At 37.3% G+C, this 11,902-nt stretch carries 12 protein-coding genes; 1 reads left to right on the top strand and 11 read right to left on the bottom strand.

Annotation, left to right across the window (positions count from 1 at the left end; translation table 11 throughout):
• Positions 1-13: 13 nt before the first annotated feature.
• The 8 genes from purR to FFM71_RS04595 all read right to left on the bottom strand — a co-directional run bounded on the left by purR (position 14) and on the right by FFM71_RS04595 (position 8,956).
• Positions 14-856, bottom strand: a complete 843-nt coding sequence (purR, locus tag FFM71_RS04630; protein WP_041501286.1) for a pur operon repressor — start codon at positions 854-856, stop codon at positions 14-16.
• Positions 857-1,666: 810 nt separating this feature from the next.
• Complete coding sequence (locus FFM71_RS04625) at positions 1,667-1,960, bottom strand: Veg family protein (RefSeq protein WP_137611025.1); 294 nt, start codon at positions 1,958-1,960, stop codon at positions 1,667-1,669.
• A gap of 75 nt (positions 1,961-2,035) precedes the next feature.
• Positions 2,036-2,917, bottom strand: a complete 882-nt coding sequence (rsmA, locus tag FFM71_RS04620) for a 16S rRNA (adenine(1518)-N(6)/adenine(1519)-N(6))-dimethyltransferase RsmA (RefSeq protein WP_137611024.1) — start codon at positions 2,915-2,917, stop codon at positions 2,036-2,038.
• The gene (gene rnmV, locus FFM71_RS04615) at positions 2,904-3,485 is read right to left on the bottom strand and encodes a ribonuclease M5 (RefSeq protein ID WP_137611023.1); all 582 of its coding nucleotides are present in this window, start codon (positions 3,483-3,485) and stop codon (positions 2,904-2,906) included. Before rnmV ends, rsmA begins: the two co-directional genes overlap by 14 nt.
• Before the next feature lie 2 nt (positions 3,486-3,487).
• Positions 3,488-4,249 (bottom strand): TatD family hydrolase, encoded by a 762-nt coding sequence (locus tag FFM71_RS04610; protein WP_137611022.1) that lies wholly within the window; start codon positions 4,247-4,249, stop codon positions 3,488-3,490.
• Positions 4,249-6,267: a methionine--tRNA ligase gene (gene metG / locus FFM71_RS04605; RefSeq protein ID WP_137611021.1), complete on the bottom strand. Its 2,019-nt coding sequence runs from the start codon at positions 6,265-6,267 to the stop codon at positions 4,249-4,251. The genes FFM71_RS04610 and metG overlap by 1 nt, the downstream gene beginning before the upstream one ends.
• 125 nt (positions 6,268-6,392) lie before the next feature.
• Positions 6,393-7,094: an NAD-dependent protein deacylase gene (locus tag FFM71_RS04600; protein WP_373278788.1), complete on the bottom strand. Its 702-nt coding sequence runs from the start codon at positions 7,092-7,094 to the stop codon at positions 6,393-6,395.
• Between the two features lie 905 nt (positions 7,095-7,999).
• The gene (locus FFM71_RS04595) at positions 8,000-8,956 is read right to left on the bottom strand and encodes a hypothetical protein (RefSeq protein WP_137611019.1); all 957 of its coding nucleotides are present in this window, start codon (positions 8,954-8,956) and stop codon (positions 8,000-8,002) included.
• Positions 8,957-8,987: 31 nt separating this feature from the next.
• Between FFM71_RS04595 and FFM71_RS04590 the strand changes: the two genes are divergently transcribed.
• Complete coding sequence (locus tag FFM71_RS04590) at positions 8,988-9,494, top strand: YbhB/YbcL family Raf kinase inhibitor-like protein (RefSeq protein ID WP_137611018.1); 507 nt, start codon at positions 8,988-8,990, stop codon at positions 9,492-9,494.
• Here FFM71_RS04590 and FFM71_RS04585 read toward each other — a convergent pair whose 3' ends face one another.
• The 3 genes from FFM71_RS04585 to FFM71_RS04575 form a co-directional block, all read right to left on the bottom strand.
• Positions 9,495-10,418 carry a Ppx/GppA phosphatase family protein gene (locus FFM71_RS04585; RefSeq protein ID WP_137611017.1) on the bottom strand — a complete coding sequence of 308 codons (924 nt, stop codon included), beginning with the start codon at positions 10,416-10,418 and terminating at the stop codon, positions 9,495-9,497.
• An 80-nt stretch (positions 10,419-10,498) separates the two neighbouring features.
• Complete coding sequence (locus tag FFM71_RS04580) at positions 10,499-11,263, bottom strand: ABC transporter permease (protein WP_137611016.1); 765 nt, start codon at positions 11,261-11,263, stop codon at positions 10,499-10,501.
• Positions 11,256-11,900: an ABC transporter ATP-binding protein gene (locus FFM71_RS04575; RefSeq protein WP_137611015.1), complete on the bottom strand. Its 645-nt coding sequence runs from the start codon at positions 11,898-11,900 to the stop codon at positions 11,256-11,258. The genes FFM71_RS04580 and FFM71_RS04575 overlap by 8 nt, the downstream gene beginning before the upstream one ends.
• Positions 11,901-11,902: the final 2 nt, after the last annotated feature.

Below are 11,902 nucleotides of genomic sequence, written 5' to 3'. Positions count from 1 at the left end.
CTCAATCAAGAATTTATTCAAAATAACTGAAATCGGTATTAGCTAAATAATTCCCTGGTTCTACGTTCAAAATTTTATTATGTGTATCGATTTTAGTTACCTTAAATATTGAAGTGATTTCAGCATCACTAAATTGACTATGAATATTGATGTTCTCAGCAAAGACCGTAGCACCAACAAAAATTGCATTGAATTCAGAAATTAAACTCTGCAATCCGTTGATAGTACCGCCGCCCTTCATAAAGTCATCGACGACAAGGACACGTGATCCTTCATCAAGACTTCGTTTAGAAAGTTCCATTTTTTCAACTCGATCAGATGATCCAGAGGCATAGTTAACACTAATGGTTGAGCCTTCAGTGATCTTTGAATCACGACGGACAATCACAAATGGAATGTTCAAGAAATTAGCAACGCTTTGGGCAATTGGTATACCCTTAGTGGCTACAGTCATAACAACATCAATTGAACTCTGTGAATATTGTGTTGCAATCATTCTCCCAACTGTTCTCAATAGTTCGGGATCAGCCAAAAGGTCAGTCAAATACAAATAGCCACCAGGCAAAATTCGATTAGGTTCAACCAAACGTTTTGAGGTGCTTTCAACAAATTCAGTAGCTTCTTTCTTGGAAATTCCAGGTGTGAAAATAACACCGCCACCAGCTCCAGGCAATGTTTCCAGAACTCCGATTCCCCTAATCATAAAAGTTCTGCGTAAAATTCCTAAATCTTCAGATATCGATGACTTTGCTGATTCAAATCGATCAGCGAAAAAGGCCAAAGAAATCAGTGTATGTGGTCGTTCCAATAAATAGCGAGTCATATCAATTAAACGTTCGCTTCTTCGTGTTTTCATCTTTTTTTCTCCTAAAAACATATCTTCCTACAAGATTATAAAGCAAAACAGTGAACAATTCATGTTTTTTTCGAAGTAATGTTAAATATGCCGTCTCCGGAGCTGAGAGTTGGTTTCTAAAGTTGACCGTCTACAGGGATGAGAACATTTACCTGCTATGCGGACCGGTCCGAGCCAAAGAACGGTCTCGAACCTCGGTTTGAAGCCTTACCAAAGACCAGTAAGTCTCCAAACACGCCCGGTGGTGTAATGGCTAAAGCCATAACGCCACACCCACAGCAGGTAAATATTCTCATCCCTTCCGACTAATTTTTTTAAATCAGGTATATGATTACTTCAAAATATTCTCATAAAATTTCATCTAAGATTTGCGTTCTAAGATTGAAATCCGTACTTAAAATAAATAATTCCATCAAATAATGGAACCAATGAGCTTGACCTTACGCACTTGGCACCAAATTATTCATGCAGTCCCCATCAAATAGTCCATTATTAAATATTTAAACATTATTAATAAAAAAATTGATTTTTTTAAAAGCCCCAGCCTCCGGTTGCCAGAAATGTAGTACCGCTGTGAAAGTGGCGTTATGGCTTTAGCCATTACATCACGGACGAATTTGGAGACTTGCCGAACCGTGGCAAGGCTTCAAATCGAGACTTGAGACCTTGGCTCAAGTCGGTCCCACTAGCGGGTATCTACATTTCTGGCAACCGGAGGCGACATCCTTCAATATACCGGCACTAAAAAGCACAACAAAAAAAGGGCTTGAACAAAAATGCTCAAACCCATCTAATGAACGCTTATTATATTTATTCAGCTTCAGCTTCAACGTCTGAATCTGACTCTGAATCTGCTTCAACAGGTTCATCACTATCAAATTGAATATCAATAGATTTTGTTAGTAAATCAGCATAGCTGTATGAAACTCTTTCAAATGAGTTTTCATTTTGATCTAAATCTACGACAAAAACCGAATGGAATGTTTCTGATAAAGTTCCGCGACGGCGGACAACCTTTTTACGACCTGCTTGTGCGACAATGGTCAAATTCTCACCTAAGTGTGAATCCAAACGACTCTTGATTGTCTTTAATGATGTTGGCATTATAATAATCACTCCTTAGGAGTGAAATTTTACCACGTATCACTGAAATTTACAATAAAATAATATATTTTTAATCTAATTTTTGCTAAATTCGACTGCCATTTGCTTAAATTGTGCGATTGAAACCTGTTCGCCACGGGCATTTTCAGCAACTCCGCATTTTTCAAAAACTTTTTTGATTTTTTCACGATTTTCATCGGTACGGCCTAACCAATTTAACATATTATTCATCAAACTCTTCCGTTTTTGCATGAAAGCTGATCGAATTAATTTGTTAAAAAATTCAGGATCTTCAATATCGATTTGTTCTTTAGGCAATCTATCCAAAACGGCTACTGCTGAATCGACTTTCGGTCTCGGAATAAATGATTTACTCCCGACAATGCGGTCAATTCTAGCATTCATCTGTGTTTGAACGGCAATTGATAATGAACCATACTCACGGTGCCCCGGATTGGCAGTGATTCTTTCAGCAACTTCCTTTTGCATCATCAAAACTAAGGTTTGGAACGGATAGTCGCTTTCAATCAAGTTCAACATAATTGGTGTCGTGATGTAGTAAGGTAAATTGGCTACAACCTTGATAGTCTTACCTTCTAAATTGTTATCTTTAACAAATTCATCGAGGTCAACCTTCAAAATATCTTGATTAATAACATCAATATTATCGTAATATTGCAACGTATCAGCCAAAACAGGTATCAATTTATCGTCGATTTCAAAAGCATAAACGTGTTCAGCTACTTGAGCCAGTTTTTCCGTAAGAGCTCCGATACCAGGTCCAATTTCAATCGCAATTTCATCAGACTTTAAGCCACTTGCATCAACGATGGCGTCCAAAACTTTTTCATTGGTTAAGAAATTTTGTCCTAAACTTTTCTTTGCACGTAATTTATATTTACGCAAAATATCATTTGTACGAATAGGATCAGCAATACTTAATCTATTTTGTGTCATGAGTACTTCCCTTATCAAAATTTTTAACCGCAGTTAGTAAATCATCTGGAGCAACTTGAAACATATTTAGCCGATTCAAAAATTGTTTAGCATTCGTATAACCAATTTTTAACTCCGAGCCAACGGCTAACCGGCGTTGATGTGAATCTGGTTCACCTATTAAGCCAAGATCAACCATGTCAGTATGATCATATTCAGCAAATTCTTCATCACTATGGGTATAAACAGCTGCCAAAGCGGCCTTAATATCAGCATCTTTAGCGTGCTCAATTCCTAAACTGCCATCACTGTGCTTAGGGACCGCCTTGTTACGAGGTAAAAAAGCTTGCTTAGCATCAGGAACAGCCTTTTGAATGATAGTCCGCAAACGATTGCCGTTAAAATCGGGATCAGTAAAAATAATTACACCCCTCTTTTGTTGAGCAATCTTGATTCGTTTGACTGTTTCCTCACTCAATGCGGATCCAGTTGTTTCCAAGGTATCGACGCATTCATCGCCAAAACAATCTTTCAAACGATTGGTATCCGACTTACCTTCAACTACAATAATTTCTTTTATTTTTTTCATAATTATAGATTATACACTTGGTGAGCGTTATTAAAGGTATGTTCAGCAACTTCATCAGGTGTAATACCTTTGCATTTGGCAATGGCATCAACAACGTAACGCGTATATGCCGGTTGATTGGGACGACCACGATATGGTTCTGGCGTTAAATACGGTGCATCAGTTTCAACGAGCAAACGATCAAGTGGCGTATTTTTAGCAGATTCTTGAACTTCAGGAGCGTTCTTGAAAGAAACCACTCCACTATATGAAATCCATAAACCTAAATCCAAAAATTTATTGAGCCAATCAATATTCCCGTTGAAACTGTGCATGATAATACCGGATTTTGACATGTCATGATCTTTTAAAATTCGATACATATCATCAAAAGCATCTCGACAATGAATTGAAACTGGCATGTTGTATTGTTGTGCCACATCCAATTGTTGGATCAAGACCTTTTGTTGAATCTTGGGGTCAGGATCTTCTTCCCAATGATAATCGAGTCCAATTTCACCAATTCCAACCACTTCGGGTAATTTGATTTGATTGACCAATTGTTCTTCATTGTATTCTTTAGCAAATTCCGGATGCCAACCAATTACAGCGTGTAATGGTTGATAATTTTGAGCCAAACGAATTGCTTCAATGTTAAATTCCTCATTTGAACCGATAATTGCCATTTCAACAACATCTAACTCTTTAGCATTATCAATGAATTGTTGAGTTTTCCCGGCAAAAGCCTCGTCATTTAAATGTGTATGTGTATCAAAAATTTTCATTAGCCTAAAATAGCCCCATTTTTGTGTGAATTATCAACGATAGCTAGTTTAACTTCGTCACCCATTTCAGTTGAAAGCAACATTCCGTTACTCCATTCGCCAACCATCTTTCGTGGCTTCAAGTTAACAACAGCAAGGACCTTCTTACCGATAAGTTCCTTATAATCTGGGTAGAACTTGTGCATTCCGGAAAGAATCTGACGATCAACACCGGAACCATCGTCAAGCTTGAATTGTAATAATTTGCTTGAGTTTTCAAATGGTTTAACATCCAAGATTTCAGTTACAACCATCTTAACTTTGGCAAAATCATCAAATTCGATTTCTTTAGGAAATTCGTCATCGGCTTCTTTTTGAGCTTTAGCTTTGGCTTGAGCCGACTTGCTCAATTTACCGCTACCATTTTTAGCTTGTTCTTCAGCCATCTTATCCTTGATATATTTAACTTCTTCGTCTGTATCAAGACGTGGGAAGATTGGTTCTGGATTAGCAGTAACAGTTTTACCAACCACTGTCTCACCAAAATCAAGTGACTTATCTTTACTATAGTCCAGACCTAATTGATCAAACATCTTAACTGGTGCTTGTGTCATAACTGGACTGATCAACAAGGCAATGAGGCGCAATGATTCGGCCAAATGACCAAGAACTGATTGTAATTCAGCTTTTTTACTATCATCTTTAGCTAGAACCCATGGCTTTGTTTCATCAATATATTTATTAGCACGGCTGATAAATGTCCAAACACTAGCTAAGGCATCAGGAAATTCGAACTTATCCATATGATTACGATAGTCAGTTAGCGTGTCAGCATAAGCTTTTTCAAGTTCCTTATCTAAATCTGTTGCAGCCTTAACAGTTACAACTTTACCGTCGTCATATTTGTTGATCATTGAAATCGTTCTGTTCAAAAGATTTCCTAAATCATTAGCCAAGTCATAGTTGATCTTATCAACATAATCCTCAGGAGTGAAGACACCATCACTACCAAATGGCATTGCACGCATTAGATAGTAACGTAATGAATCAAGACCATAACGTGAAACTAGCATTTCTGGATAAACGACGTTACCTTTAGACTTCGACATCTTACCGTCTTTCATCAACAACCAACCGTGACCAAAGACTTGTTTAGGCAAATCGATATCTAAAGCCATCAAAATAATTGGCCAATAAATTGTGTGGAAACGTACGATTTCTTTACCAACAAATTGAACGTTAGCTGGCCAATATCTGTTAAATAATGACTCGTCATCACTACCATAACCAAGAGCAGTGATATAGTTCAATAAGGCATCGACCCAAACGTAAACGACATGTTCGGGATTACTTGGAATCTTAACACCCCAGTTGAAAGTTGTCCGAGAAATCGCCAAATCCTCAAGACCCGGCTTGATGAAATTATTGATCATTTCATTCTTACGAATTTCTGGCTCAATAAAAGTCGGATTATCTTCGTAATACTTCAACAGACGATCAGCATACTTACTCATTTTAAAGAAATAACAAGGCTCTTTAACAAGTTGAACTTCGTGACCTGAAGGAGCTTTACCACCAGTGACATTACCGTCAGCGTCATGATAAACCTCTGCCATTTGTGATTCAGTGAAATATTCTTCATCATCAACTGAATACCAACCAGCATATTCGCCTAAATAAATATCCCCTTGTTTAATTAGACGTTCGATGATTTTTTGAACAGCCTTAACGTGATATTCGTCAGTTGTACGAATAAATTTATCATTAGAAATATCCAATGATTTCCAAAGTTCTTTGATACCTTTGGCCATCATGTCAACATATTCCTTAGGTTGCATGTGCTTTTCTTCGGCCTTTTGTTCAATTTTGAGACCATGTTCGTCAGTTCCAGTTAAGAAGAAAACGTCGTAGCCTTCATTACGCTTGTAACGAGCCAAAGTGTCCGCTGCAATCGTTGTATATGAATTCCCAATTGTTAATTTTCCTGATGGATAATAAATGGGTGTTGTAATGTAAAAAGTCTTTTTCTCTTGAGTCAATATATTAACCTCCACCGCTACTAAATTGATATTAAGTATAGCATTTTTTTATATTTGTTACTTACGGGCGTCTACAGGGATGAGTATATTCTCATCCTTGCCCACTAATTTACTTCTTCAAACTTTTATATCTGTGAAAAAACATTTGTGGCATCGTCTGAGATTGCCAGAATGGATGAATCTAAGTTTAAATCTTCTTTATTAATTACGACCAATTTAGCTTTCGGTGAACTATATTCCAATAAGCCTGCAAATGGATAAACTTTAAAACTCGTACCCACGACAACTAATAGATCTGCTTTTTGGACTGCAAGTGCCGCATTTTGAAAGTTTACTGGATTGATATTTTCGCCATATAAAACAGTTGTTCCGGGACGAATAATCCCATTATCTTCATGATGACGGTAATCTTTTAAATAATATTGATAATCAAATTCTTTGCCACACGTTAAGCAGTGAATATTATCATACAAATTTCCATGAAATTCTACGACATTCTTGGCGCCAGCTTTAGTGTGTAGCTTATCAACATTTTGAGTAACGATTGCACCCTTTTGGTTGCTGATCTCCGCCATTTTGGTATGGATGATATTCGGTTGAGCCTCTGGAAAATACATATTATGAATAACGAAGTCATGAAAAATATCAGGATGTTTGACCAAATTATCATGACTTAGCATATATTCCGGAGGAAAGTTAAATTTCTCCCGCTTGTAAAGCCCATTTTTTGAACGATAATCAGGAATCCCTGATGGTACAGATACACCAGCACCAGTTAGAAAAGTAACAAATTCAGCTTGCGCCAGCAATTCTTTAAACTCTTCAATCTTATCGGACATAGGTCTTTTCCTCCTATATATCTTCTGCTATATCTTCCGCCAGATGGAGTGAGAAATTATACCTGCTGTGCGGACCGGTTCGAGCCTAAGTACGGTCTCGAGCCTCGATTTTGAGCCGAAAACCACGTCTCAAAAGTCGTCCTGTGGTGTAATGGCTAAAGCCATAACGCCACCTGCACTGCTGGTATAATTTCTCACTCCATCTGGCTAGTGTATTTAATTCTTCAATATTTAATGACTAAAGGTTGAAAGGTGAAAAAGTAATATAAATATTGCTGTGACAGTCCTAAATTCAATTTATTTAAATATCAAAAGATCACACAATTGAACAGTCCTGTTATAAAAAAACTAGTTGGAAGAGCTGAAAGTATTCATTTGCCGCGAAAGTGGCGTTAGGACTTTAGTCCTTACACCACCGGGCGTGTTGGAGACTTACCGGTTCGGGGTAAGGCTTCAACCGAGATTCGAGACCGCCTGTTGGCTCGAATCGTACCGCGCAGCATATGAATACTTTCAGCTCTGGAAACGGCATACTTACCTAAACTTTCAACCTTTAGTTAATGAATTAAAAAGTAAAAGAAATAATGAATATAACACTTAATCCTCTTATAATTCTAACCAAAATCGAAGTCTTACAAGGTTCTCAATGAACTAGAAGTATGCAAAATGTTATTGCCAATTGTATTCATCAAATCCCCAAACACCCTAGCATTCGATTGTGCGTGATGGAGACCGCAGTGGTCGTGGTGTTAGACCGGTGATTTTCCGGCCTTACTCCACGGACGTATTTTGAGATTCGCGGGTTATGCGAAGCTCAAAATCGAGGCGCGAGACCTTGGCTCGCACCGGTCCCACAGCTGGCTCCATCACGCACAATCGAATGCGGCATCCAACTACCTTATCAAATAATTGGTGCCCTGCTCTTTAAACACTTCCTCAACAGTATATTGATAAAATGTTTTATAAAATTCAGGGGTTACTTTTTCCGGATCCAAATTCAAAGTCTCAACACTTTGCCCATCATTAATTCCAATCAAAGCAAAGCCATCTCGTCCGGTTGCTCGGTTCTTATATTCAGAGTGCTTGATTTGATAAACTTGGTTTAAACTTAAACGCAACTGGCGTTCTGATACAACTGGTGTGATATTTAGGAAAGTATGGAAATGTAAACCTTGATAACCGTTTGAAATAATGATTTCGTTGTAGGCATCTAACATATTTACTAGTGCTCGGCGAAATTGAAATGGAACCGATAGATCATTTTCTTCAGCAATCTTAGCCATTTTATCAGCATACTTGTATGACATTGCAAAATCTTGTTGCCATTCAATATCGCGACTGTGTTCGCCAAAAATCATTCCGTCCAACATGATCAATGTACGATAGAAACGCATGTTAGCTCGATCTAACTCAACCTTAGGGTGCAATGCAGTTTCAATACCTTTTAAGTATTCGGCTTTGATCTCATCAGTATAAGTACCATCTTCTTTTTGACGCTTTACTACAGTTACGTGTTCAAGCGTTTCAAATACTGAATTGGCAATGGCTAATACTCGGCCATCCCGGTCTGGCTTTCCAGTTGTCAAAGCAGCTGAAATACTTGGCTCGTCTGAAAGTTCTAGTTCAATATGATGGAGTTCATGACTTAAAACAAATTCCCCATACTTTTCATTAGTAATCGTAACTTTGATCGTATCACCGTTAATACTATGATCAGCTTGATCAAGTGTTAAAACACTCTGTTGTATGTAATTCGCAAAGATTTCTATTTTTTTATTATATTGTTGTTCAATACTTTCGACCTGTTTTACAATAAGTTCAGGAAGTTCGTTAATTTTTAATTCTTTCATTATTCATACCTCAATATAAGGAGATTTTTATATGGAAATAACAGTATCTTTACCCAATAACCTTTTGCCTGATAAATATGGCAAACATGCTTCATCTGAAGATATAAAAAATGGGAAACCAATTATCAGTTTCCCAATTAAATTATCAGACATTCCGGCAGACGCAAAAACTATTGCTCTAACTTTCACCGATCCTGATTCAATTCCTGTTTGTGGTTTCGAATGGATCCACTGGACAGCCGCAAATATCCCTAGTTCTCAAGTTGAATTACCTGAAAATTTCAGTCAAACTGCGAATGCTCCAATTGTTCAAGGTAAGAATAGCTCTGCTAGCCCATTAGTTAATGGCCCCAAAGATGTGACCGATGGCTACAATGGACCTTATCCACCTGACAAAACCCATGATTATTTACTCAAAGTCTTTGCCCTAGATGACAATCTTGATTTGGAAAATGGTTTTTGGATGAATGAATTGCTACACAAGATGGACGGTCACATTATTGCTACCGCTCAAAAGACTATTCCTAGTCGTGTGTAATTACTGTTTATCCTGAAGATTCATTTTGTGGAAAAAGTTAAATACATAACCTTCTCTAACGCCGAAATTCGAAAAACGGATTTCCTTAGAGGGGGTTTTTTTAATAATTTCAGAAATTATCAAAATTCCACCTAAAATGACTTCGTATCTGCCATCGCTAAGCTCTTTGATTTGGCTTCTTTCTTCCAAAGAGGCGTGAATCAACTGATCAAATAATTCATCAATTTGGTCACGCGAAATAACAGAATTGTGTAGGTTCTTTTTATTTTTACCTTCACGATTCAGAATACTTGTAACAGCCCGTAATGTTCCACCTAGACCAACAAATGTTGCCGGGGCTCTCATCCAATCGAGACTTTCTAAACGTTGACTGATATCTTTTCTTGCTGCTTGTAATTGGTTTTCTTTGATTGGATCACTCGCCAAATATAAATCCGAAATTGAAATTGCACCAATCGGTATACTCAAGCCGTGTTTTAAACGTCCCTTATTAGCCAAACTGATCTCACTGCTACCGCCACCAACGTCGACGATTAAAGCATCCTTGATACGCATCGTACTTCTAACGGCTACGTAATCATAGTAAGCTTCTTCTTTTTCATTGATAATCTCTAGCTGTAAGCCAGTTTCTTTAAGAATAGCGAAGTTCAATTGGTCTTGATTCTTAGCCATTCGTACCGCGGCCGTAGCGATTAAACTCGTCCGGTCAACTTGATATCTTTCAATTCGAGTTTGAAATTTTTTTAAAACATCAATTGTTTCTTCAATTTGATCATTAGTCAAAAGTCGACTCTGAGTGATTGATTTTCCGAGTCTAACAGGCTCACGCCAACGATTCAAAGTCTTAAAACGATTCTTTTTTGAAGATCTATACACTGATGTTCTAATGGAGTTAGATCCAATTTCTATAACTGCTAACTTCAAATCTACATCACATCCCATTGTATCAATTATATAAAAAAATAGACCTACATAGTAGGCCTATTTTAATATTCCTGAATAATCTATTCATCACGTAGTTGTTTTCTATCGTTGAAAAATTGTTTATACCCCAAATAACAGGAAATAATTGAGCCAATACTTGTTGATGCAAGTAACATAAACGTCACCATAATCTGATACTTTATGGCTTTGACAGGATCGACCCCAGCGAAAATCAATCCTGACATCATCCCAGGTAAACTAACTAATCCCAATGTTTTGATTGAATCAATCGTTGGTTGCATCCCACTCTTGATCGAATCTCGCAAAATATCTAATGAAGCCAGTTTTATATCGGCCCCCAGAGCCAATTTTTCCAAAACTTGTTGATGACGATCGGTATAAGTCTGTTTCATATTGCGATAACAAAGTCCGATGGCAACCATGATATTACTAGCAATCATCCCTGTTACTGGAACGATTTGTGCGGGAACAAACTTAATTGAACCCGTTAAAACCAATGTTGTTAAAGTAATCGTCGTCCCAACAAAAATAGCCAAAAGTGACGATTGAAAAGCCTTTGGAATACCATTGCCACGTTTAGCAGCGTTCCACGAAGCATTCAAGACAATTATGACAAAACAAGCCAGTGTTAGCCAATTGTCGTTTGCCTTAATAACGAATTTCAAAACATATCCAACTATTGATAATTGAACAATGGCACGAATAACACCAATAATAATATCTTTATCTATACGTAATTTTTCAACATAGCCGATAACTAAGGCTACTAAAACTAAACTAAATCCGAGCGCCAAGGTAGAATTGGAAACTGTTAAATTAGACATTTTGTAACACCCCGTCTTTGATCGTAATTTTATCTGTAGCATTCGCAATTTCAGTTTCATCATGTGTGACACGTAAAATTGTTAGCCCACGCTGATTAAATTCATTCAACATCTTATGTACAATTGCCTTATTTTCCGTATCAAGACCAGCGGTCACTTCATCAGTTATCAACACTTCTGGTTGAAAAAGTAGATTTCGCAATAATGCGATTCGTTGCTTTTCACCTCCAGAAACATCATTAACACTCTTGTCGATATAAGTTTGATTGAGATTGACCATCTCCAGATATTTAATAACTTTAGATTCATCAAATTCTTGTTTTCGAACCTCAAATGGAAAAGCTAAATTGTCTCGGACGGTCTTTCCAAAAAGTGTTGGTTGTTGAAAGGCGTATGAAACTTTTTGTCGATATTTAGTTGGTTCAAACGTAGCGATATCCTTGCCATGGAACAGTACTTCCCCAGTAGTGGCACTAATCATTGATGCCAAAATTCGCATAAATGTACTTTTTCCACTTCCTGAAGGACCAACCACAGTTAAATATTTTCCTTGCTCTATTTCTAAGTTAATATCCTTTAAAATTTTGGTTTCCCCAACTTGATAAAATAAGTTTCTAACTTCGAATATTTTTTCCACGA

Source organism: Companilactobacillus huachuanensis (genome assembly GCF_005404815.1).
GTDB classification, from domain to species: domain Bacteria; phylum Bacillota; class Bacilli; order Lactobacillales; family Lactobacillaceae; genus Companilactobacillus; species Companilactobacillus huachuanensis.
This window is presented reverse-complemented; position numbering and strand designations above follow the sequence as displayed.